The following is a 22,466-nucleotide window of genomic DNA, read 5'->3' on the forward strand; positions in this document are numbered from 1 at the left end:
CCTCGTCCCACAAAAAGCAGATGTCCGGCTTGATCGCCAGGATCTCCTCCATCACCCGCTGTGGGTTGTAGACGACGCCGTCGAAGGTGCAGTTGGTCAGCAACAGCATCCGGACCCGGTGCAGCTGCCCGGCGGCCTCCAGGTCGAGCAGTGCGCGTTTGATGGTGCGCAGTGGCACCGCCCCGTAGATCGCGAACGGCGCCAGCGGGTAGGCATCCAGGTACATCGGATACGCCCCGGCCAGCACCAGGCCGTAATGATGCGATTTGTGGCAGTTCCGGTCGATCAGCACGATGTCACCGGGGCGGGTCAACGCCTGCACGACGATCTTGTTGGCCGTCGATGTCCCGTTGGTGACGAAGTAGGTGTGGTCGGCGTTCCAGGTCAGCGCGGCCTTATTCATCGCGACGCGGATGGTGCCGTGCGGGTCAAGCAGCGAGTCCAGCCCACCGGATGTCGACGAGGTCTCGGCCATGAAGATGTTGCGGCCGTAGAACTCTCCCATGTCCTGCAGTGAGCGCGAGTTGAAGATGCTGGCGCCGCGCGCCACCGGAAGCGCATGGAATTGGCCGACCGGCTCGGCGGCGTAGGCCCGCAGCGCATCGAAAAACGGTGTGGCATAACGTTTACGGATTCCGGCGAGCACGCTGCTGTTGAGGTCGGTGGCGTCGTTGAGCCGGTAGAAGGTGCGGTCGTAGACGTCGGGCTCGTCCTCGGTGTCAGCGGCGATCGACTCGTCGGTGAGCAGGTAGAGGTCGATGTGCGGCCGCAGCAGGCGCATCCACTCCCCGCATTCGATGGCATCGCGGCCGCAGTCGATGGTCCCCGCGTCGTCGTTGGCGCCCAGCAGCGTGTTCATCAGCGGCACCCGGTCGCGCGACCGCAGCGGCAGATCGTGCCGCACGATCGCCGCCTGGATCTCGCCGTTGAGCGCCACGGCGGTGACGGCGTCTTCGACGCTGGACACCACCAGCAGTTCGATCTGGACCTCGTCGTCGGGGCTGCGCAGCGCGCGCAGGCTTTCCGCGAGGCTTTCGGGGGCGCCCGACGGCGAGTCGTCGGCCAGCAGCACGGTGTAGAACTGCTGCTGGCGGGCCTGGGCCACCAACTCCTGATCGGACAGCGGCGCGCCGAGGTCGAACAGCGCCGCCCGGTCGCCGTAGTCCGACAGCAGCCGCACCACCAGCGACACCTGTTCGCGCAGCGATACCGTCGCCATCGTCTCGAGGTAGCCGCGCAGGACTGCCAGGTTCGCGGCGCCGGGGAACAGCCAGTACCGCTCATAGGCGCCGAGCCGGTGCAGCAGTCGCTTGACCCGCGCGGCGTGGTGGGTGGTGTCCAGGCCGGCCCGGTTGGCCTCGGCCAGTTGGCGGCAGGCGTCGTCGAGCAGATTCCAGGTGTCCACCCGCGAGTACGACGGGTTGGCCACCGCCGCCAGCGCTGAGACCCGCAACCTCCGGCGCTGCCCGTCGCTGTCCGAGCTCGTAAGGCCCATAGGGCCAGTGTGGCCCGAGACGCTTGTGGGCGGGGCGCTTTCGCCTGAGGTCCGGCTAGGGGTCTAAGGCCCTTCGATCCGGGACCCAAATGCCCTGTCGACGCGGCACCTCCGTGGGTAACGTCGGGCCGGTGGACCAGATGGGCAAACTCGACACCTATACCGCCGCGCTGGCCGGAACACAGACGGCCGAGGAGGCCTGCGAACGCCTGGGCGCCGCGGGCTGCCCGGCGACCGTGCAGGACGAAGCGGTGGTCATCGACGGCGGCGAAGCCAAGGCGAGCCCGTTCGAGGGCGTCAACCAAATCGGGGACGCCTTTTTCCTCTGGTGCCTGCATGACCGGGGCGGCGACCTCGTGCGCTGCGTTGCGCGCGGACCCCAGGGCAGTTGCCCGCCCCGGCACTGACGCCGGCTACTCCTCGGTGTCGGGCTGCTGAGCCGCCTCGCGGACCGCCTGCGACGCCGCCCGCAGCTGGGGCGTCACCAGCATCACCTGGCCCAGCACGCCGTTGACGAAGCCGGGCGAGTCATCGGTGGACAGCTCCTTGGCCAGCTTCACCGCCTCGTCGACGGCGACCGGCTCGGGCACGTCCTCGGCGTGCAGCAGCTCCCAGATCGCCACCCGCAGGATCGCCCGGTCGACGGCCGGCAATCGCTCCAGCTTCCAGCCCTGCAGGTGCGAGGTGATCAGGTCGTCGATGTGGGCGCTGTGGGCGGCGACACCGGTGGCGACCGTGACCGTGTACGGGTGCAGCGGTGCCACGTCTGGCTGCTGGCTGGCCAGCTCGGCCCGCATCGCCGCGCCCTCGGCCGGGGTCAGCCCCCGAGCCTCGGACTCGAACAGCAAATCGACCGCGCGCTTGCGTGCCTGATGCCGTCCCTTGACCGGCTTGCCAACGGGCATGGTCAGGAGTTGACCCGTCCCAGATAGCTGCCGTCGCGGGTGTCGACCTTCAGCTTGTCCCCGGTGTTGATGAACAGCGGCACGTTGATCTGGGCGCCGGTCTCCACGGTGGCCGGCTTGGTGCCCGCGCTGGAGCGGTCGCCCTGCAGGCCCGGCTCGGTGTGGGTGACCTCCAGTTCGACACTGACCGGCAGCTCCAGGTATAGCGGCACCCCGTTGTGGAAGGCGATCTGCACCGGCATGCTCTCCAGCAGGTAGTTCGCCGAATCCCCGACCATCGCCTCGGGCAGCGGATGCTGCTCGTAGTCGGCGCTGTCCATGAATACGAAGTCCGCACCGTCGCGGTACAGGTAGGTGGCGTCGCGCCGGTCCACGGTGGCGGTCTCCACCTTCACGCCGGCGTTGTAGGTCTTGTCCACGACCTTGCCCGACACCACGTTCTTGAGCTTGGTGCGCACGAAGGCCGGGCCCTTGCCCGGTTTGACGTGCTGGAACTCGGTGATCTGCCACAGCTGGCCGTCGATCACCAGCACCAGGCCGTTCTTGAAGTCAGCAGTTGAAGCCACGTTTTCTACGTCTCCTAGAGAATGGTCAGTTCCTTGGGGAACCGAGTCAGCAATTCCGGGGTCTGCGCGGGAGTATCAGCGACCACGAGCGTGTCCTCGATGCGGACGCCGCCACGATCGGCCAGATAGACGCCGGGCTCCACGGTCACCACAGCACCGGCAAGCAGTGTACCGTCGGCCGCCGCGTTGATTCCCGGCGCTTCATGAATCCGCAAACCCACCCCGTGGCCCAGGCCGTGGCTGAAAGTTTCGGCGTAGCCGGCGCCGGCGATCACCTCGCGTGCGGCGGCGTCGACGTCGCGCAGCCCGGCACCAGGTTGCAGGGCCTCTCGTCCGGCCCGCTGCGCCGCTGCCACCACCTGGTAGATCTCGGCCTGCCAGGCCGCTGCCTCCCCCAGCACGAAGGTGCGTGTCATGTCGGAGTGGTAGCCGGCCACCAGCGCCCCGAAGTCGATCTTGACGAAGTCGCCGGCGGCCAGCACGGCGTCGGTCGGCCGGTGATGTGGGATCGCCGAGTTGGCGCCCGCGGCCACGATCGTCTCGAACGACGCGGCGTCGGCGCCGTGGTCGAGCATCAGCGCTTCCAGTTCGCGGGCGACCTCCTTTTCGGTGCGGCCCGGCCGCAGCCCGCCGCGGTCCACCAGGACGCTCAGTGCGGCGTCGGCGGCCTCGCAGGCCAGCCGCAACAGGGCGACCTCACCGGCATCCTTGACTTCCCGCAGCTTCTCCACCAAGCCCGAGGCCCGCACCAGCTCGGTCCCGTCGGCGGCCTTGGACAGGGTGTCGAACCCGTCGACGGTGACGACGTGTCCCTCGAACCCCAGCCGGCGCACCCCGGCCGCCGCGGCCTGTGCCACCAGGTGGCTCGCTCCGGCCCGCTCGATAGCGGCCGGCAGATCGGGGGCTTGGCGGGCGGCCTGGGTGCGATATCGGCCGTCCGTCACCAGGGCCGACGGCCGGTCGTCGGCGTAGACCAGCAACGCGCCAGCCGAACCGGTGAATCCGGACAGATAACGCACGTTGACCAGGTCTGTGACCAGCATCGCGTCCAGATCGGCCGCACCGATCACAGCGCTCAGACGCAATCGCCGGGAGGAATGTGTCACGCGGTGTGACGGTACTCGCTACGCTGTGCCCCCATGAGCAAGTGGTTTCTTCGCGGATTGGTCTTCGCAGCGCTGATGGTCGTCATCCGCCTGATCCAGGGGGTGTTGATCAACGCCTTCGAAGCGCAGGCCGGGCTGATCAGCCTGATCCTGATGATCTTGTTCGTGATCGCCGTGATGGTGTGGGGCCACTCGGACGGCCGCGCCGACGCCAGGGCCAACCCCGACCCGGACCGGCGCGAGGACCTCGCGATGACCTGGCTGGGTGCCGGGCTGGTCGCCGGTGTGCTCAGCGGTGTGGTGTCGTGGCTCATCGCGCTGGTCGACAAGGCGCTCTACGTCAGCACCCTGCTCAACGAGCTGACCAGTTTCGCGGCCTTCACCGCGCTGCTGGTGTTCGCATCGGCGGTGGCCGCGGTCACCCTGGGACGCCGTCGCGTGGACAAGGACTACGAAAAGCAACCGATGCGCCACCACGGCCTGGCCGCCCAGGATGAGGCAGCCACCACGGACGTGTTCGCCACCGTGGGCGCCGCTCCGGTGGCTGCCGAGGAGACCGCCAGCGCCCAGGCCGACGCGGACGCGACGCTGGCCGGTCCGGCCGCCGGCTTCACCACCGAGGAGTACCCGGCCGAGAACGAGGCGGCGACCACCGAGATTCCCGCGGTCACTGACGACGGCGGGGAGACTCAGCCGGGCGACTCGGCCAGGTAGCGCAGCGCCAGCAGGTAGCCGCGTACCCCGAAGCCGACGATCACCCCGCTGGCGATCGGGCTCAGATAGGAGTGGCGCCGAAAGTCTTCGCGCGCATGCACATTGGAGATGTGCAATTCGATCAACGGTGCGCGGAGCTCCGCGCAGGCATCGCGCAGCGCTACCGAGGTATGGGTCAGGCCACCGGCGTTGAGGATCACCGGTTCGGCGGCGTCGGCGGCGGCGTGAATCCACTCCAGCAGCTGCGCTTCGCTGTCGCTTTGGCGCACCATGGCGTCAACACCCAGCGCAGCCGCCTCGGCTTCGATCAGTGCCTGCAGGTCGGCATAGGTGGTGTCGCCGTAGACATCCGGCTCGCGCAGGCCCAGCCGGCCCAGGTTCGGGCCGTTGATGACATTGATCCGGTTCACCGTCGCTCCAATCGGAAACGCCGGCCCACCTCGTCGTAGGCGGCGGCCAGCAGCATCGGGTCGGGCCCTTCCAGCCGGCCCGGCTTGGCCAGGCCGTCGAGCACCACGAACCGCAGCACGCCGGCCCGGTTCTTCTTGTCCCCCATCATGTATTCCAGCAGCGCCGGCAGGGCGCTCTCGTAGTAGCTGACCGGCAGGCCCAGCGACAACAGGATCGAGCGGTGCCGGTCGGCGGTTTCGTCATCGAGGCGTCCGGTGACCCGGGCCAGCTCGGCGGCGAACACCAGCCCGACCGATACCGCATCGCCGTGCCGCCACTGGTAGTGCTCCAGCGCCTCGATCGCGTGCGCCAAAGTGTGGCCGTAGTTGAGGATTTCGCGCAGGCCCGACTCCCGCTCGTCGGCGGCGACGACTTCGGCCTTGACGATGATCGAGCGCCGGATCAGCTCGCCCAGCACCTCACCGGTCGGATCCATCGCGGCTTGCGGATCGGCTTCGATCAGATCCAGGATCACCGGGTCGGCGATGAAGCCGGCCTTGACGATCTCGGGCATGCCGGCGACGATCTCGCGCTGCGGCAGTGTCTCCAGGGTGGCCAGATCCACCACGACGGCTGCGGGCTGATGGAACGCGCCGACGAGGTTCTTGCCCGCCTCGGTGTTGATGCCGGTCTTGCCGCCGACCGCGGCGTCGACCATCGCCAGCAGGGTGGTCGGCACGTGCACGATCGAGATACCGCGCAGCCAGGTGGCCGCCGCGAAGCCGGCCACGTCGGTGGCGGCGCCGCCGCCGAGACTAACCAGGGCGTCTCTGCGGTCCAGTCCGATGCGGCCCAGCACATCCCAGATGAAACCCAGCACCTGCAACGACTTGCCGTCCTCGGCGTCCGGGATCTCGATGCGGTGCGCCTCGATCCCCTTGTCCGCCAAGTAGCTTCGGATCGCCTCCGCGGTCGCCTCCAACGTCGGCTGGTGCAGGATCGCGACCTTGTTACGGCCGGCGAGCTGGTCGGCGAGATCACCGAGCAGCCCTTTGCCGATCACCACCGGGTACGGCGGGTCGGTGGCCACCGTCACGGTGATCGGCTCGGGAATCTCGGTCACTTGCGTCCTCCGGTCTGTCGTGCGGCCAGCGTGGCGGGGGTGGGCGGTGAGCCGGCCGGTGCCGGCGGCGGTTGTGCCCGAGTTGCCGCGGGGGCCTTGCGGTCTGGGACGCCGGCCTCCAGCCGGGACACGATATAGCGAACCACCGCTCCCGGATTTCGCCGGTTGGTGTTGACCCGGATCGTCGCCAGGCGCCGGTAGAGCGGCACCCGCTGGGCCATCAGCTCGCGGAACTTCTCGGCCCGGCCCGGCCCGGCCAGCAGCGGCCGGACGGTGCTGCCGCCGGTGCGTCGTACCCCTTCGGCGGCGCTGATCTCAAGGAACACCACGGTGTGCCCGGCCAGGGCTTCGCGGACCCCCGGGCTGGTGACCGCTCCCCCGCCCAAGGACAGCACGCCGTCGTGCTCGGCCAGCGCCGCGCGCACCACCTCCTCCTCGATGCGGCGGAACTCGGCCTCGCCGTCGGCGGCGAAGATGTCGGCGATGCTGCGTCCGGTGCGGGCCTCGATGGCGGCGTCGGTATCGAGCATGTCGACGTCGAGCGCCTTGGCCAGGCGCCGTCCGATGGTGGACTTGCCCGCCCCGGGCAACCCCACCAGAACCGCTCTGGGTGCCACGGCCTAGCCCGATACCCGGGCCTGGTCGCCCACCGGCCCGCGCTCGGCCACCGAGCGCCGGTACCCCTCGATGTTGCGGCGGGTCTCGGCCAGCGAGTCCCCGCCGAACTTGGCCAGCGCGGCGCGCGCCAGCACCAGCGCCACCATGGCTTCGGCCACCACTCCCGCGGCCGGGACGGCGCACACGTCGGAGCGCTGGTGGATCGCGACCGCTTCATCGCCGGTGGCCATGTCGACGGTGGCCAGCGCCCGCGGGACGGTGGAGATCGGCTTCATCGCCGCGCGCACCCGCAGCGGCTGGCCGTTGGTCATGCCGCCCTCCAGCCCGCCGGCCCGGTTGGTGGAGCGCACCACGCCGTCGGGACCGGGATACATCTCGTCGTGGGCCGCGCTGCCGCGCCGGCGGGCGGTGGTGAAACCGTCGCCGATCTCGACCCCCTTGATCGCCTGGATGCCCATGATGGCCGCGGCCAGTTGACTGTCGAGGCGGTCGTCGCCGCTGATGAAGGACCCCAGCCCGATCGGCAGGCCCGAGACGACGACTTCCACGACGCCGCCCAGGGTGTCGCCGTCGGCCTTGGCGGCCTCGATCTCGGCGATCATCGATTCCTGGGCCTTTGCGTCGTAGGCGCGCACCGGGCTGTCGTCGATGGCGGCCAGGTCTTCGGGTGCGGGCACCGGGCCGTCGTAAGCGTCGGAGGCGCCGATCGAGATCACGTGAGAGATCACCTGCACGCCCAGGGCCTGCTGCAGAAACGCCCGCGCGATGGTACCCGCGGTGACCCGGGCGGCGGTCTCGCGCGCGCTGGCGCGTTCCAGCACCGGGCGAGCGTCGTCGAAGCCGTATTTGAGCATGCCCGCGTAGTCGGCGTGGCCGGGCCGTGGCCGCGTCAGCGGCGCGTTGCGGGCCCCGCCTTCGGCGTCGAGCACGCCGGGATCCACCGGATCGGTGGACATCACCGTCTCCCACTTGGGCCACTCGGTGTTGCCGATCTCGACCGCGATCGGGCCGCCCAGGGTGAGACCGTGGCGCACCCCGGACAAGACGGTGACCGCGTCGGCCTCGAATTTCATCCGGGCGCCGCGACCATAGCCGAGGCGACGACGGGCGAGTTGGGCCGCGATGTCAGCCGAGGTGACGCCTACTCCGGCGACCATGCCCTCGACCACGGCGACCAGCGCGCGACCGTGCGATTCCCCGGCGGTTATCCAACGCAACACGTGTCCCATCTTCCCATGCCGGTCTTGGCCACCCGGGCTCGGCGGAGGTTACGCGTGCGCACGCAGACAGCTCAGTACCGCGAGAAACGCCGGAATCACACCGGCCCGCCACCCCGAGTGGGGTCAGGAGCCGTTTTTGAGGATCAAATAGGTAACCGCGTCACGACCATTGGTCACCGCATTGAGCTGGCTGTCCGCATTGCCGACGACGCCGTCCAGGATGCGGTCGAAGTCCTCGGCCGAGGTCTGCGGGTCGATCAGCACTAGCGGGGCTTCGCCGGGCGGGACGGCCGTACTCGGGTCCAGCAGGTACCCGCCGAACGCATCGAGGTTGCCGGCCGAGGTCTGCGCGAACAGGTCCAGCCACTGCACGGTGGCGTCGCTTCCCTCGGCGCTGGACAGCGCAACCGCCGGAACCTGCACATCAGGCAGGGACGGCGAAGCCATGTTGGTGGCCAGCACGGCGCCGCCCACGACGACCGCGGCAGCAGCCACGCCCCCAATTACAGCTCGCTTCACGGTCACCCCCTCTGGATTACCCCCGTCAGCAGAGTCAATACTGCTATATTAGCTAATAGCGGGCTGAGTAGCAAACGTTTCCTGTCAAGGTTAACTACGGCGTTAATTTGCGTTCGCTCATCCCAGCGCCGTCGGTGACCTCCACGATCGCGCTGAGACGGCGTCCTCAGAACATTCCCAGGCCCGCCGCCACCGCGCTGGCCAGGCACATCGATGGTCCGTGCGGAACCGTCGGCCCGCGGCGGGCCAACCCGGCGATCAGACCCCACACCCCGGTCAGCAGCGGCGCGCACAGTGCCGCCAGCAACCACACGTCGGCGCCGAAAGAACCGGTCAATGCACCGAGTCCGGCGGCGAGCTTGACATCGCCGGCGCCCAGCCCGGCCGGGGCGATCAGGTGCACCGCCAAATAGACCGCGGTCAGCGCCGCCGCCCCGGCCAGTGCCGCGGTTCCCCGGCCGGACCCGGCCGCCACCGCGGGCACCACCACCGCTGCGGGCAGCGTCAGCCAGTTCGGCAGCCGGCGCTGCCGGAGGTCATAGCCGCTCAGCAGCGTCAGCCACGCCACCACCAGCACTGCCCACATGGCGTCATGTTCAGGCCGGGCCGGCTACCGCGCAAGTCATCGCCGCACGGGGCGCGGGCCGGCCGGTGAAGAGCTCGACCTGGGTGAACGCCTGGTGCAACAGCATCTGCAGGCCGCTGATCACCGTGCCGCCCGCCGCGGTGACCGCGGCCGCCAGCGGAGTCGGCCAGGGTTCGTAGATCGCGTCCAGCAGCACCGGCACCCCGGCCAACACCGGCGCAAAGGCGGCGGCGACGTCGGCCGGAAGGGTGCTGACCATCACCGATGCCGCCGCGGCCGCCTTGCTCAGCCCGGCATCGTCGAGTGGGCAATGGCGGGCCGGCACGCCGGCGTCGGTCGCCAGCGCCACCACCCGGGCGGCGTTGTCGGGGTTACGCGCCGCCACCGTGATGCGGCTGACCCCGAGTTCGGCCAACGCCACCACGGCGGCCGGGGCGGTGCCGCCGGACCCGCACACGATCGCCTCTCCCCCCAAGATGTCACCGGCCGATCCCAGCGCTCCACTGACCCCGTCGACGTCGGTGTTGTCGGCCAGCCAGCCGGTCTCGGTGCGCACCAGGGTGTTGGCCGAGCCGATCCGCTCGGCGCGGGGGGTGCGTTCGTCGGCGAAGGCCAGCGCGGCGAATTTGCCCGGCATGGTCACCGACACGCCGACCCACTCCGGCCCGAATCCGGCTACCAGCACCGGCAGCCGCTCGGCGTCGCACTCGATGCGGTCATAGGTCCAGCCCTGCAGGCCCAGCGCGCGGTAGGCCGCCAGATGCAGTTGGGGTGAGCGCGAGTGCGCGATCGGCGACCCGAGAACGGCCGCCTTGCGGGGCCCCGACTCAGCGGGAGCTGTCCAGGACACCGTTGCCCAGGGCCATCTCGATGTTGGTCAGGTGCTGCTGATAGTTGTGGGTGAACAACGTGGTGCCGTCCTTGTCGATCGTCACGAAGTACAGCCAGTCGCCCGGCTCGGGGTGCTCGGCGGCCTGCAGGGCCTTCGTTCCCGGCGAACAGATCGGGGTGGCCGGCAGCCCTTCGGAGACGTAGGTGTTCCACGGCGTCACCTTGGCCCGGTCGGCGTCGGTGGTGGCCACCTCCTGGCGGTCCAGCGGATAGTTGACCGTCGAGTCGAACTCCAGGCGCTGCGGCTCGCCCAGCCGGTTGTCGATGACCCTGGCCACCTTGGCGAAGTCGTGCGGCAAGGCTTCGCGTTGCACCAGCGACGCGACTGTCAACAGTTCGTAGGGCGTCATGCCCAACTGCGCGGCGGTGGCCGGCAGACCGGACTTGGCCAGCTCCGCGGCGCTCTGGCCGATCACCTTCGACAAGACCACCGGCGCCGGCGCCGTCGGGTCGACGTTCCAGGTGCCCGCGGTAATCAACCCCTCGATGCGGCGGTGGTCGCGGCCCATCCTGGTGACCGGTTCCAAAGCCCAGTCCGGCACCGACAGCGCCTGCGGTGTCTCCATCGCCGCGGCGCGCCGCAGGTCCTCCGCCGCGAGGCAGTGCCGATCGCCGTTGAGCTCCAGGCAGCTGGCCTCCGCGATCAGCGTGAACACTCCCGGGGTCACCGCGTTGGTCTTCATGTCGGTGGTGTCGTCGAGTTGACGGCCTTCGGGGATCACCAGCTTGCCCATCCGGTTGGCCGGGTCGGTGAGCTGCTTGACCGCGGTGGCGGCCGGGATCTCGGTCCGCAACCGATAGAAGCCGGGCTGGATCGCCGCGATGGCGGTGTTGTTCTGCGCGGCGTCGAGGAACTTTGCGACGTTGGCGATCACGCCGGCGCCCAGCATGGTTTCGGCGATGGCGGTGGTGAAGTCGCCCTCGTGCACCTCGATCAGCACCTGCGGGCCGCCGTCACCGGTGTAGTCGACGACCGGCCCGTGCGAGTGCCACAGCTTGGAACCGAAGAACACCGCGGCGATAACGGTCATGGTGATCAGCACGACGCCCAGTCCGCCGACCACGCGCCGCTGCCGGTTGCGCTGTCGTCGCCGCCGGTCCTCGCGAGCCCGCTCGGTCCGGCTCATCCGCTGCGGCGCGGGCTCTACCGCCACGGGCCTGGCTTTCCATTTGGGTCGTTCGTCAGACACCGTTGTCCTCCGTCGGCACCGCCGGGTCCGCCGGGGCCGAGGCCCGGCGCTGGTCGAGCCAGCTCTGCAAGATGGTCACCGCTGCGGCCTGGTCGATCACCGAGCGCTGACGCCTTGACCGCATCCCGGCCGCCTGCAGGGCCCGCGTCGCGCTGACAGTGCTCAGCCGCTCGTCGGCCAGCCGCACCGGGGCCGGCCGGTTCCGCTTGGCCAGCGCCCGGGCCAGGTCTTCGGCGACCGCGATGGCGTCTTCGGCGGCCGATCCGGTGCGGTCTGCCAGGGTCCGGGGCAGCCCGACCACCACCTCGACTACGTCGAATTCCTCGGCCAGCTCGGCCAGCCGGCGCAGGTGCGACCCGGAGGCATGCCGGCGGACGGTCTCCACCGGGGTCGCCAGCAGGCCGTCGGGGTCGCTGCACGACACCCCGATCCGCACGCTGCCCACATCCACCCCGAGCCGTCTTCCGCGGCCGGGATCATCCGGCCCGCCGGGCCGGTCCGGGGTGCGATGGTGGGCTGAGGTCACGCCGGCGCGCTCCGGGCGACCGCCGCGCGGACCGCTGAGAGGGCGGCGTCGATACCGGACGAGTCCTTGCCGGAGCCCTGCGCCAGATCCGCCTTGCCGCCGCCGCGGCCGGCTACCGCCGCGGCCAGGTCTTTGACCAGATCGTCGGCACGCAGCCCGAGGTGCTGCGCGGCGGGGTTGGTGGCGACCACGTAGGGCACGCTGCCGTCTCCGTCGGCGATCAGCGCCACCACCGCCGGGCCCTCACCGAGTTTGCCGCGGATGTCGCCGGCCAGCGAGCGCAGGTCGCCACCGCCGATACCACCGGACATCCGCTGCGCCACCACGCGCACGTTACCGACTTGCTCGGCGCCGGTGGCGGCATTCGACGCGGCCGCGCGGGCGCTGGCGAGCCGGACGCGGTCGAGTTCCTTCTCCGCCGCCCGCAGTCGCTCCACCAGGTTTGCTACCCGGGCGGGCACCTCCTCGGACGGCACCTTCAGCGAGGACGCCAGGCCGGCCATCAGCGCGCGTTCCTTGGCCAGGTGCCGGAACGAGTCCAGCCCGACGTAGGCCTCCACACGGCGCACCCCGGATCCGACCGACGATTCGCCGAGCAGGGTCACCGGACCGATCTGCGCGGAGTTGTGCACATGGGTGCCGCCGCACAACTCCAGCGAGAACGGCCCGCCGATCTCGACCACCCGCACCCGGTCGGGGTACTTCTCGCCGAACATCGCCATGGCGCCCATGGACTTGGCCTTCTCGAGTTCCTCGGTAAAGGTGTGCACCTCGAAGTCGGCCTGCACCGCCTCGTTGGTGACCTCTTCGACCTGGGTGCGCTGCTCGTCGCTCAGCGGCCCCTGCCAGTTGAAGTCGAACCGCAGATAACCCGGCCGGTTCAGCGACCCGGCCTGAACAGCGCCTGGCCCCAACACCTGCCGCAGCGCGGCGTGCACCATGTGGGTGCCGGAGTGGCCCTGGGTGGCGCCCTTGCGCCAGCCCGGGTCCACCGCGGCGGTGACGGTGTCGCCCTCGACGAACTCCCCCGACTCCACCGTGACCCGGTGCACCCACAGGGTTTGGGCGATCTTCTGCACGTCGGTGACCGCGGCCTTGGCGGGGCCGGCGCTGATGGTGCCGGCGTCGGCGATCTGCCCGCCGGCTTCGGCGTAGAGCGGGGTCCGGTCGAGCACCAACTCGATCCGATCGGCGGCGGCGTCGCCGTGCGCGACCACCGGGACCCGTTTGCCGTCCGCGAAGATCCCGAGAATCCTTGCCTCCGAGGTCAGTTCGTCGAATCCGGTGAACTCGGTGGGGCCGGCGTCGATCAACTCCCGGTAGGCCCTCAGGTCGGCGTGGGCGTGCTTGCGGGCGGCGGCGTCAGCCTTGGCGCGTTGGCGCTGCTCGGCCATCAGGGCGCGGAAGCCGGCCTCATCGACGGCCAGGCCGGCCTCCGACGCCATCTCCAGTGTGAGTTCGATGGGAAAGCCGTAGGTGTCGTGCAGGGCGAAGGCGTCCTTGCCGGACAGCACGGTGACGCCGGCCGACCTGGTGGCCGCCGCTGCCTCCTCGAAGAGCTTGGACCCCGATGCCAGGGTGCGGTTGAACGCGGTCTCCTCGGCCACCGCGATCCGGGAGATCCGGTCGAAGTCGCTGACCAACTCCGGGTACGACGGGCCCATCGCGTCGCGTACGGTGGCCATCAACTCAGCGACGATGGGGCCCTCGATACCGAGCAGCTTGGCCGAGCGGATCACTCGGCGCAGCAGCCGGCGCAGCACGTAGCCGCGGCCGTCGTTGCCCGGGCTCACCCCGTCGCCGATCAGGATCGCCGCGGTGCGGGAGTGGTCGGCGATGATCCGGTAGCGCACGTCGTCGGCGTCGTTGCCCGCACCGTAGCCCCGGGGTGCGCGCGCTTCCACCACATCGATGACCGGGCGGACCAGGTCGGTCTCGTAGACGTTGTGCACACCTTGCAGCAGGAACGCGACCCGCTCGATGCCCATCCCGGTGTCGATGTTCTTGCGCGGCAGCGGCCCGAGGATCTCGAAGTCCTCCTTGGAGGTGCCTTCGCCGCGTTCGTTCTGCATGAACACGAGGTTCCAGATCTCGATGTAGCGGTCCTCGTTGGCGACCGGGCCACCGTCGACGCCGAAGGCGGGGCCGCGGTCGTAGTAGATCTCCGAGGATGGTCCGCAGGGCCCGGGGATGCCCATCGACCAGTAGTTGTCGGCCATGCCGCGGCGCTGGATGCGCTCGGTCGGCAACCCGGCGATCTCCTGCCACAGTGCGACGGCCTCGTCGTCGTCGAGGTAGACGGTGGCCCAGAGCCGTTCGGGATCCAGCCCGTAGCCGCCCTCGTCGACGCTGTTGGTCAGCAGGGTCCAGGCCAGCTCGATCGCGCCGCGTTTGAAGTAGTCGCCGAACGAGAAGTTGCCGGCCATCTGGAAGAAGGTGTTGTGCCGGGTGGTGATGCCCACCTCGTCGATGTCCGGGGTGCGGATGCACTTCTGGATGCTGGTGGCGGTGGCATACGGCGGGGTCCGCTGACCTAGGAAGAACGGCACGAACTGCACCATGCCGGCATTGATGAACAACAGATTCGGGTCGTCGAGGATCACCGAAGCACTGGGCACCTCGGTGTGGCCCGCCTTCACGAAGTGATCGAGGAAGCGTTTCCTGATCTCGTGTGTCTGCACTCTAAAGTCGCTTTCCCGCCGTTGTCGCACTTATAGACGGCCCTACAGTACCGGTCTGCCGACCACCTTCCTGACGCCAAGAGGGCGCGGTCAGAGGAAACTCAGCCGCACAAGCCGTCCCCGTGCGCGGCGCAGAAGGCGCGCACCTGCGCCGTGAGATCGACGGTGCGACGCCGGGCAGTGTCGACGTCGAGCACTTCGGTGTTCATATCCCCAGGGTACGAGCAGCGAGTTCAGCGGCGGCGGATGATCGACCGCAGCTTCTGCAGGCGCCCGCCGATCTCCCGTTCGGCACCACGTCCGGTGGGCTGGTAGTAGTCCGCCCCGACCAGCTCATCAGGTGGATATTGCTGGGGCACAACACCGTCGGGGTGGTCGTGGGCATAGCGGTAGCCGACCGCGTTGCCCAGTGCCTGCGCGCCGGAGTAGTGGCCGTCGCGCAGGTGCGCCGGCACCGCCCCGGCCTTGCCGGCCCTGATGTCGGCCATCGCCGCGCCCAGCGCGGTGGTCACCGCGTTGGACTTCGGCGCGGTCGCCAGGTGCACGGTGGCGTGCGCCAGGGTCAGCTGTGCCTCGGGCATGCCGATCAACGCGACAGTCTGCGCGGCGGCCACCGCGGTCTGCAGCGCGGTCGGGTCCCCCATCCCGATGTCTTCGCTGGCCAGAATCATCAGCCGCCGCGCGATGAACCGCGGGTCCTCCCCCGCGACCAGCATCCGGGCCAGGTAGTGCAGCGCGGCGTCGACATCGGAGCCGCGCACGCTCTTGATGAACGCGCTGATGACGTCGTAGTGCTGGTCGCCGTCGCGGTCATAACGCACCGCGGCCTGATCCAGCGACCCCTCGACGATCTCGACGGTCACCCGCTCGCCGGCCTCGGCAGCCACCTCCAGTGCGGTCAGCGCGCGGCGGGCGTCACCGGCGGCCAGCCGGACCAGCAAGTCAACGGCATCCGGGGTCACCTCGATGCGCCCGCCCAGGCCGCGCTCATCAGCGATGGCGCGGCGCAGCACCGCGGCGATGTCGTCGGCCCCCAGCGGACGCAGCTGCAAGATCAGCGACCGGCTCAGCAGCGGGGCTACCACCGAGAACGACGGGTTCTCGGTGGTAGCCGCCACCAACAGCACCACCCGGTTCTCCACCGCGGCCAGCAACGCATCCTGCTGGGTCTTGGAGAACCGGTGCACCTCATCGATGAACAGCACGGTCTGCTCGCCGTAAGCGGCGGCGCGCCGGGCGGTGTCGATCACCGCGCGTACCTCTTTGACCCCGGCGCTCAGCGCCGACAGCGCCTCGAAGCGCCGGCCGGTCGCACCGGAGATCAGCGAGGCCAGCGTGGTCTTGCCGGTGCCGGGCGGGCCGTAGAGGATGACCGACGCCGCCCCGGAGCCGTCGACCAGCCGGCGCAGCGGGGAGCCCGGCCCCAGCAGGTGGTCCTGGCCTACCACCTCGTCGAGCGTCGCCGGGCGCATCCGCACCGCCAGCGGCGTGGACGTGCCCGAGCCGGGCTCGGGCGCCGCGTCGCCGGTGAGGTCGAACAGTCCGTCGGACACGCCTTCAGGCATACCATTTCCGCCGTCGGCTCGCGGCGTCAGCGGTGCACGATCACCCCGCGGATGTTCTTGCCGTCGCGCAGATCCGCATAGCCCTCGTTGACCTGCTCCAGGGTGTAGCGGCGGGTGACCAGTTCATCGAGCTTGAGCTGGCCGGCGTCGTAGAGGCGCAGCAGCCGCACGATGTCGTACTGCGGGTTGGCGCCGCCGAACAGGGTGCCCTTGATGGTCTTGCCGAACAGCGCCAGCTGCGAGCCCGAGACGTGCACGTCGAGGCTCTCCAGCTTCGCCAGGGCGGCGATGACGACGGTGCCGCCCTTGCCGATGGTGTTGAACGCCGCGGTGGTGACGGCCTCGTCCAGGTCGCCGACGGTGATCAGCGCCTGGTCGGCCATCTGCCCCCAGGTCAGTTCGGCGATCTTGCCCATCGCCTCCTCGGCGGTCGCGAACGCGTGGGTGGCCCCGAGCTTGAGGGCCGTGTCGCGCTTGAACTCCACCGGGTCGACGGCCACCACGTATTTGGCGCCGGCGTGCGCGGCGCCCTGCACCGCGTTGATGCCGACCCCGCCGATGCCGTAGACCACCACGGTGTCCCCGGCCCGTACCCCGCCGTCATAGTTGGCGGTCGCCCACCCCGTCGGCACCCCGCAGCCGACGAGCACCGCGGTCTCCAACGGCAGCCAGTCATCGACCTTGACCACCGAGTGCTGCGAGACGGTCGCGTGCTCGGCGAAGGTGCCCAGCATGCAGAAGCCGCCGTAATCGGTTCCACCCGAGTGGAACCGGTAGCTGCCGTCGGGCATGCAGCCCTCCAGGATGGTGGCGCCCATGTCGCACAGGTTCTGCCGGCCGGTCGAGCAGTACCGGCAGGACCCGCAGCTGGGGATGAAGCAGCACACCACGTGATCGCCGGGTTTGACCTTGGTGACCCCGGCACCGACGTCCTCGATGATCCCGGCGCCCTCGTGCCCGCCGACGATCGGGAACCGCGCCGGCCAGTCACCGTCGGCCAGGTGCAGGTCCGAGTGACACAGCCCGGCCGCGGTGAACTTGATCAGCACCTCGCCCGGGCCCGGCCCGTCCAGATCCAATTCCATGATCTCGAAGGGCTGATGTGGCGCATGCGCCACGGCGGCAATTGTTTTCATGCTCGCCATCCAACCCGCTTCGATGACGGCGGTGGCCCGATTCAGCTGAATTACCGCGGCGGTCCAGCTTCGCCTCTCCTCCGTCGACTCGCTAACCGCCGGATTGCGTCACGAAGTCGATCAGCTCCTCGACCCGGCCGATCAGCTCCGGCTCCAGGTCGGTCCAGTTGCGCACCCGACCGCGGATGCGCTGCCAGGCCATGGCGATATCGGCCTGGTTGGCGTGCGGCCAACCCAGCGCGGCGCAGATGCCGTGTTTCCACTCCACGTTGCGCGGGATCGCCGGCCACTGCTTCAGCCCGACCCGCGCGGGTTTGACCGCCTGCCAGATGTCGACGTAGGGGTGCCCGACGATCAGGGTGTGCGCACCACTCGGGCCGCGGCGCACCGTTTCGGCGATGCGGGTCTCCTTGGAGCCGGCGACCAGGTGGTCGACCAGCACCCCGAGCCGACGGCCGGGTCCGGGCTGGAATTCGGCCACGATCCCGGCCAGATCGTCGATTCCGCCGAGGTATTCGACGACCACCCCTTCGATGCGCAGGTCATCACCCCAGACCTGTTCGACGAGTTCGGCGTCGTGGCGGCCCTCGACATAGATCCTGCTGGCCAGCGCCACCTTGGCGCGGGCGCCGGGCACCGCGACCGAGCCCGACGCGGTGCGAGCGGACGCCGTGGACGCCTTGGGCCGTGGCTCGGTCAGGATCACCGGTTTGCCGTCAATCAGGTAGCCGGGACCGACGGGGAATCCGCGGATGCGACCGTACCGGTCTTCGAGATCCATCCGGCCGTAGGCGACCCGCACCACCGCGCCGACGTAGCCGCTCTGGGCGTCTTCGACCACCATCCCGCGTTCCACCGGCACCTCAACGGACCGGACCTTACGGGCGGTGTGCGGGTTGTCGGCGAGGATATCGGTTCCATAGCGGTCGGCCACCCGAGGCAGCCTAAGGCGCTTAGGCGGTGGTGGCGGTGAGGCGACCGCGCGCGTCGCGCTTCCGGCTCATATACACACCAGTCGCAGCTGTCACATAAGTAACAAAATTAATTAATGTCGTTCTAAATTTTTAAGAGATCTCTCGCAACATACGTAACAATTACAACTTCATCAACTTCCGTCACTCTAATTGAGAATTACATCATCTAACAACAGAAACCTCATTTGCATCTTTAGGTGACCAAAATGTGCAATTTCATCAATTATCGCGTTATCCTCGTAAACCTCACTGATAGACAACTATCACGGAGGTTGTGATATGCACCGGACCACCGCACGGCGTGTCGTGACGTTCGGCAGGCGGCACCTCGTCTGGTCCGCATCCGGGCTGGTCACCGGCGGGATCGTGGGCGCCCTACTGGCGTCCGCGGGCGTCGCCCACGCGGATGCCAACATGATGGGCTGGGACGCGGTCGCACAATGCGAGTCCGGCGGTAACTGGGCCGCAGATACCGGCAACGGTTTCTACGGCGGCCTGCAGTTCAAGCCGTCGACCTGGCGGGCATTCGGCGGCGTCGGGTTGCCGTCGAAGGCGTCGCGCGAGGAACAGATCGCCGTCGCCAGTCGGGTCCTGGACGAGCAGGGGCCGTATGCCTGGCCCAAATGCGGTCCGGGACGGGTATTCCCGTCGTCGGTGAAGGGCTGGGTGCCGCCGGCGATGCGCAGCCTGCTCAAACCGTTCTGGTGAGACCGGCTACTTCGGCGCCAGCACCGCCTGCGTCTGGGTGACCCTGGCGACCAGCTTGCCGTTGTCGCCGGTCAAATCGGTCTGCACCACGATCGTGGTCCGTCCCACGTGCAGCGGCAGGCTGGTCGCGGTGACCGTGCCCTCGCGCACCGCGCGGAAGAAATTGGTTTTCGACTCGATCGTCGAGGTGCTGGCGCCGTGGGGCAGGTTGGCGACCGCGCACACCGCCCCGACGGTGTCGGCGAACGCCATCAGCGTTCCCCCGTGCAGGATGCCGCCGGTGGTGCAGCGCTCCGGCGCCCAGGCCATCGTGGCGATCACCTGCTCGGGTGCCAGTTCGGTGATGTCGATTTCCAGCGCCGCCGCGAACGGCATGTTGGCGACGACCAGGCGCGCGAATTCAGCGGAGTCCATCCGCTCAGCCTGACGGACGCGGCGCGCCGTGTCGGCGTTTCAGCGCGGCTCGGGTTTGGCGTCGATCCCGGCTTCCTTGCGCTGGGCGGCGGTGATCGGGGCCGGCGCGTCGGTCAGCGGGTCGATGCCACCGCCGGACTTCGGGAACGCGATGACCTCGCGAATCGAGTCCACTCCGGCCAGCAGCGCCACCACCCGGTCCCAGCCGAACGCCAGCCCACCGTGCGGCGGCGCCCCGAAACTGAAGGCGTCCAACAAGAATCCGAACTTTTCCTGGGCCGCCGCCTCATCGATGCCCATCACCTTGAAGACCTGCTGCTGGACATCGCGGCGGTGGATACGGATCGAGCCGCCGCCGATCTCGTTGCCGTTGCACACCACGTCGTAGGCGCCGCCGCGCACCGCGCCCGGGTCGGACTCCACGCTGCCGGCGTGCTCGGGCTTGGGCGAGGTGAAGGCGTGGTGCACCGCGGTCCAGGCTCCCGAGCCCACCGCGACGTCACCGGCCGCGGTGGCGTCGTCGGCGGGCTCGAACAACGGCGGGTCGACGATCCAGGTGAACGCCCAGGCGTCGGGGTCGATCAGGTCCAGCCGCCGGGCGATCTCGCCGCGGGCCGCCCCCAGCAGCGCCCGGGATCCCTTGGCCGGCCCGGCCGCAAAGAAGATGCAGTCCCCCCGCGCGGCGCCGACGTGCCCGGCCAGCCCGGCGCGCTCGGCGTCAGTGAGGTTCTTGGCAACCGGGCCGGACAGCTCGCCGTCATCGCCGACCAACACATAGGCCAGGCCCTTGGCGCCGCGCTGTTTGGCCCACTCCTGCCAGCCGTCCAAGGTGCGGCGCGGCTGCGACGCCCCGCCCGGCATGACGACCGCACCCACGTAGGGGGCCTGAAAGACCCGAAAGGTGGTGTCTTTGAAGAACTCGGTGCACTCCACCAGCTCCAAAGCGAAGCGCAGGTCGGGCTTGTCGGAGCCGAACCGGCGCATCGCATCGGCGTAGCTCATCCGCGGCAGCGGCAGCGGCAGGTTATAGCCGATCAAGGCCCACAGCGCCTGGAGCACCTGCTCGGCGATGGCGATCACGTCTTCGGCGTCGACGAAGCTCATCTCCAGGTCCAGCTGGGTGAACTCCGGCTGACGGTCGGCGCGGAAGTCCTCGTCGCGGTAGCAGCGGGCGATCTGGTAATAGCGCTCCATACCGGCCACCATGAGCAACTGCTTGAACAGCTGCGGGCTCTGCGGCAGCGCGTAGAACGAGCCGGGCTGCAGCCGCGCCGGCACCAGGAAGTCGCGGGCGCCCTCCGGGGTGGAGCGGGTCAAAGTGGGGGTTTCGATCTCGACGAAGTCATGCTCGGCGAGCACCGCGCGAGCGGCCGCGTTGACCTTCGAGCGCAGCCGCAGCGCCGCTCCGGGACCGTCTTCGCGGCGCAGGTCGAGGTAGCGGTGCTTGAGGCGCGCCTCTTCGCCGGGCGACTCGTCGAGCTGGAACGGCAGCGGCGCGGCCTCGTTGAGGACGGTCAGCGCCGTCGCGTTGACCTCGATGGCGCCGGTCGGCAGATCCGGGTTCTCATTGCCGGCCGGACGCACCTCGACGACACCGGTGACGGCAACGCAGAACTCGGCGCGCAGACGATGGGCTTGCTCCAGCACGGCCGCATCGCGGAACACCACCTGCGACACCCCGGAGGCGTCGCGCAGGTCGATGAAGATGACTCCGCCGTGGTCGCGGCGGCGCGCCACCCAGCCGGCCAGCGTGACGCTCAGTCCGGCGTCGGTGGCCCGCAATGAGCCGGCGTCGTGGCTGCGCAACACCAAAGAGCCCCTTTTGTTCGAAGACGGTCGAGTAACGGTTCGACGGTCGCCAAGTCTAAGGCCAACGCGCAGCACTGCCCCGGGCCGGTAGGTGCTCTAAGCTGGCTCACTGTGACCAACGGCACCGATGACCTCGACTTCGACTACGACGACGAGGAGTACGAGGAAGAAGACGCCTCGCCCAAGCAGACCAACAGCCTCAAATGGGGGCTGGCCGCCGTGGTCGTGTTGGCGGTGGTCGCCCTGGTGCTGGTCGGGGTGGTGCTGCTCGGCGGTGAGCCGGGCAAGGGTGCGTTGGATGGCGCGAGTTCCAGCCGCAACGCGGCGGCGTCGGGTATCGCCAGCGCCGACGACACCGGACCGGTGTCCATCATCATGACCGACCCAAGTTGCATCGCGTGGGGGTCGATCAGCGCCAACCTGTCCAGCACGCTGTCCCTGCTGGGGCACGGCAAATGGAATGAGCGCGATCAGTCGATCCCGGCCACGGCGTGGAACGACGAACAGAAAAAGGAATACCTGGCCGCCGGACAGGTGGTGCGCAACGCCGCCGCACAGACCGTCGGGTTGGTGAAGCTCACCCCGCACCGGGTGATGCGTGAGCTCTACGAGCAGTTCATCGCCTACGCCCGCGCTTTCGTCGAGCACATTCCCACCTACACCGAACGCGACGCTGCGCTGGCCGGCACCGCGCACAGTGCGGCATCGGCGTTGGCCGCGATCTGCGCGGCCAGCAACAACGGATCGGCGGCGACCCGCGCGCCGCTGGTCGAGCCACAGTCCGCGCCCACCAAGACCGCCTCGCCGGGCAATCCCACCAACCCGCAGCGCTACCTGACCGGGCCGAACCCGGTGTGCGCGGACTGGAAGGCCGCGCTGGACAAGTTCGGCGCCGACACCGCCGAATGGACCGAGATCGACCCGAGCATCCCGGCGACCTACTGGAACCCGCAGCAGAAGGCGATCAACCTGGCCGTCGGCCCGGTGATGATCAGTCTGGCCAACAAGATGCAGCAGCTGGGCCGGCGCAGCAACAATCCGACCCTGCAGGACTTCGCGGAGCTGTCCGCGCAGTATCGGCGGGCGTTTGTGCTGTCGCTGCCGACCTACGATCCGTCGGACAACTATCTGGCCAATGCCGCGACGTTCCTGTCCACCACGGTGCTGGGCGCCTGCGCGTCGATACCGGCGGGGGGCGGGTAAACCGCCTGAGCCCCAACGCAAGAACCGGCGCAGCCTGCAGGCGGGGCCGGTTCTTGGTTGGTACTGGCTTCGGTCAGGCCCAGCTGGAGCCGACCGAGGCGTCGGTGTTGGCCAGGTTGTTTGCAGC

Annotated in this window: 22 protein-coding genes and 2 pseudogenes; 4 read left to right on the forward strand and 20 right to left on the reverse strand. The window is 69.3% G+C overall.

Annotated elements, in window-relative coordinates:
• A pseudogene (locus A5771_RS12950) lies at nt 1–1,495 on the reverse strand (aminotransferase class I/II-fold pyridoxal phosphate-dependent enzyme); the annotation flags it as partial.
• Between the two features lie 140 nt (nt 1,496–1,635).
• On the opposite strand from A5771_RS12950, the gene A5771_RS12955 reads away from it, so the two are divergent.
• Nucleotides 1,636–1,902 carry a hypothetical protein gene (locus tag A5771_RS12955; RefSeq protein ID WP_064855641.1) on the forward strand — a complete coding sequence of 89 codons (267 nt, stop codon included), beginning with the start codon at nt 1,636–1,638 and terminating at the stop codon, nt 1,900–1,902.
• Between the two features lie 6 nt (nt 1,903–1,908).
• On the opposite strand, the gene nusB is transcribed toward A5771_RS12955, so the two are convergent.
• The 3 genes from nusB to A5771_RS12970 are packed head-to-tail and all read right to left on the reverse strand — an operon-like array spanning nt 1,909 to nt 4,072.
• Nucleotides 1,909–2,400: a transcription antitermination factor NusB gene (gene nusB, locus A5771_RS12960; RefSeq protein ID WP_064855623.1), complete on the reverse strand. Its 492-nt coding sequence runs from the start codon at nt 2,398–2,400 to the stop codon at nt 1,909–1,911.
• 2 nt (nt 2,401–2,402) lie between these two features.
• The gene (gene efp / locus A5771_RS12965; RefSeq protein ID WP_064855624.1) at nt 2,403–2,966 is read right to left on the reverse strand and encodes an elongation factor P; all 564 of its coding nucleotides are present in this window, start codon (nt 2,964–2,966) and stop codon (nt 2,403–2,405) included.
• A 14-nt stretch (nt 2,967–2,980) separates the two neighbouring features.
• Complete coding sequence (locus tag A5771_RS12970; protein ID WP_064855625.1) at nt 2,981–4,072, reverse strand: M24 family metallopeptidase; 1,092 nt, start codon at nt 4,070–4,072, stop codon at nt 2,981–2,983.
• A 33-nt stretch (nt 4,073–4,105) separates the two neighbouring features.
• Between A5771_RS12970 and A5771_RS23600 the strand changes: the two genes are divergently transcribed.
• Nucleotides 4,106–4,786, forward strand: coding sequence for a B-4DMT family transporter (locus tag A5771_RS23600; protein ID WP_064855626.1), 681 nt, complete (start codon nt 4,106–4,108; stop codon nt 4,784–4,786).
• On the opposite strand, the gene aroQ is transcribed toward A5771_RS23600, so the two are convergent.
• The 14 genes and pseudogenes from aroQ to A5771_RS13040 all read right to left on the reverse strand — a co-directional run bounded on the left by aroQ (nt 4,762) and on the right by A5771_RS13040 (nt 18,165).
• Nucleotides 4,762–5,196 carry a type II 3-dehydroquinate dehydratase gene (aroQ, locus tag A5771_RS12980; protein ID WP_064855627.1) on the reverse strand — a complete coding sequence of 145 codons (435 nt, stop codon included), beginning with the start codon at nt 5,194–5,196 and terminating at the stop codon, nt 4,762–4,764. The two genes, A5771_RS23600 and aroQ, sit on opposite strands and share 25 nt — an antisense overlap.
• Nucleotides 5,193–6,290: a 3-dehydroquinate synthase gene (gene aroB, locus A5771_RS12985; RefSeq protein WP_064855642.1), complete on the reverse strand. Its 1,098-nt coding sequence runs from the start codon at nt 6,288–6,290 to the stop codon at nt 5,193–5,195. Before aroB ends, aroQ begins: the two co-directional genes overlap by 4 nt.
• Nucleotides 6,291–6,295: 5 nt before the next feature.
• Nucleotides 6,296–6,916, reverse strand: a complete 621-nt coding sequence (locus A5771_RS12990; RefSeq protein WP_064855628.1) for a shikimate kinase — start codon at nt 6,914–6,916, stop codon at nt 6,296–6,298.
• A gap of 3 nt (nt 6,917–6,919) precedes the next feature.
• Complete coding sequence (gene aroC, locus A5771_RS12995) at nt 6,920–8,146, reverse strand: chorismate synthase (RefSeq protein WP_207545441.1); 1,227 nt, start codon at nt 8,144–8,146, stop codon at nt 6,920–6,922.
• Between the two features lie 114 nt (nt 8,147–8,260).
• Nucleotides 8,261–8,632 carry a hypothetical protein gene (locus A5771_RS13000; RefSeq protein WP_234783045.1) on the reverse strand — a complete coding sequence of 124 codons (372 nt, stop codon included), beginning with the start codon at nt 8,630–8,632 and terminating at the stop codon, nt 8,261–8,263.
• Nucleotides 8,633–8,822: 190 nt separating this feature from the next.
• Nucleotides 8,823–9,242 carry a prepilin peptidase gene (locus A5771_RS13005; RefSeq protein WP_064855630.1) on the reverse strand — a complete coding sequence of 140 codons (420 nt, stop codon included), beginning with the start codon at nt 9,240–9,242 and terminating at the stop codon, nt 8,823–8,825.
• 10 nt (nt 9,243–9,252) lie between these two features.
• Nucleotides 9,253–10,092 carry a shikimate dehydrogenase gene (locus tag A5771_RS13010; protein WP_064855631.1) on the reverse strand — a complete coding sequence of 280 codons (840 nt, stop codon included), beginning with the start codon at nt 10,090–10,092 and terminating at the stop codon, nt 9,253–9,255.
• Entirely contained in the window at nt 10,070–11,323 is a 1,254-nt protein-coding gene (locus A5771_RS13015) for an endolytic transglycosylase MltG (RefSeq protein WP_064855632.1), read from the reverse strand. The genes A5771_RS13010 and A5771_RS13015 overlap by 23 nt, the downstream gene beginning before the upstream one ends.
• On the reverse strand, nt 11,316–11,849 hold the full coding sequence (gene ruvX, locus A5771_RS13020; RefSeq protein ID WP_064855633.1) for a Holliday junction resolvase RuvX: 534 nt from the start codon (nt 11,847–11,849) through the stop codon (nt 11,316–11,318). Before ruvX ends, A5771_RS13015 begins: the two co-directional genes overlap by 8 nt.
• A complete protein-coding gene (alaS, locus tag A5771_RS13025) occupies nt 11,846–14,530 on the reverse strand; it encodes an alanine--tRNA ligase (protein WP_064855634.1) in 2,685 nt (894 codons plus the stop codon). Before alaS ends, ruvX begins: the two co-directional genes overlap by 4 nt.
• A 107-nt stretch (nt 14,531–14,637) precedes the next feature.
• A pseudogene (locus A5771_RS23060) lies at nt 14,638–14,739 on the reverse strand (secondary thiamine-phosphate synthase enzyme YjbQ); the annotation flags it as partial.
• A gap of 24 nt (nt 14,740–14,763) precedes the next feature.
• A complete protein-coding gene (locus A5771_RS13030; protein WP_207545442.1) occupies nt 14,764–16,095 on the reverse strand; it encodes a replication-associated recombination protein A in 1,332 nt (443 codons plus the stop codon).
• A gap of 26 nt (nt 16,096–16,121) precedes the next feature.
• Nucleotides 16,122–17,231, reverse strand: a complete 1,110-nt coding sequence (locus tag A5771_RS13035; protein WP_064855636.1) for an NDMA-dependent alcohol dehydrogenase — start codon at nt 17,229–17,231, stop codon at nt 16,122–16,124.
• 91 nt (nt 17,232–17,322) lie between these two features.
• On the reverse strand, nt 17,323–18,165 hold the full coding sequence (locus A5771_RS13040) for a DUF3097 domain-containing protein (RefSeq protein WP_064855637.1): 843 nt from the start codon (nt 18,163–18,165) through the stop codon (nt 17,323–17,325).
• A 319-nt stretch (nt 18,166–18,484) separates the two neighbouring features.
• On the opposite strand from A5771_RS13040, the gene A5771_RS24540 reads away from it, so the two are divergent.
• Nucleotides 18,485–18,913, forward strand: coding sequence for a transglycosylase family protein (locus A5771_RS24540; RefSeq protein ID WP_109401127.1), 429 nt, complete (start codon nt 18,485–18,487; stop codon nt 18,911–18,913).
• Nucleotides 18,914–18,919: 6 nt separating this feature from the next.
• Here A5771_RS24540 and A5771_RS13050 read toward each other — a convergent pair whose 3' ends face one another.
• Nucleotides 18,920–19,327 (reverse strand): PaaI family thioesterase, encoded by a 408-nt coding sequence (locus tag A5771_RS13050; protein ID WP_064855638.1) that lies wholly within the window; start codon nt 19,325–19,327, stop codon nt 18,920–18,922.
• A gap of 39 nt (nt 19,328–19,366) precedes the next feature.
• Complete coding sequence (aspS, locus tag A5771_RS13055; protein WP_064855639.1) at nt 19,367–21,136, reverse strand: aspartate--tRNA ligase; 1,770 nt, start codon at nt 21,134–21,136, stop codon at nt 19,367–19,369.
• A gap of 111 nt (nt 21,137–21,247) precedes the next feature.
• Between aspS and A5771_RS13060 the strand changes: the two genes are divergently transcribed.
• Nucleotides 21,248–22,339, forward strand: a complete 1,092-nt coding sequence (locus A5771_RS13060) for a hypothetical protein (protein ID WP_064855640.1) — start codon at nt 21,248–21,250, stop codon at nt 22,337–22,339.
• Nucleotides 22,340–22,466 lie beyond the last annotated feature (127 nt).

Source organism: Mycolicibacter sinensis, assembly GCF_001667375.1.
Lineage (GTDB): Bacteria > Actinomycetota > Actinomycetes > Mycobacteriales > Mycobacteriaceae > Mycobacterium > Mycobacterium sinense_A.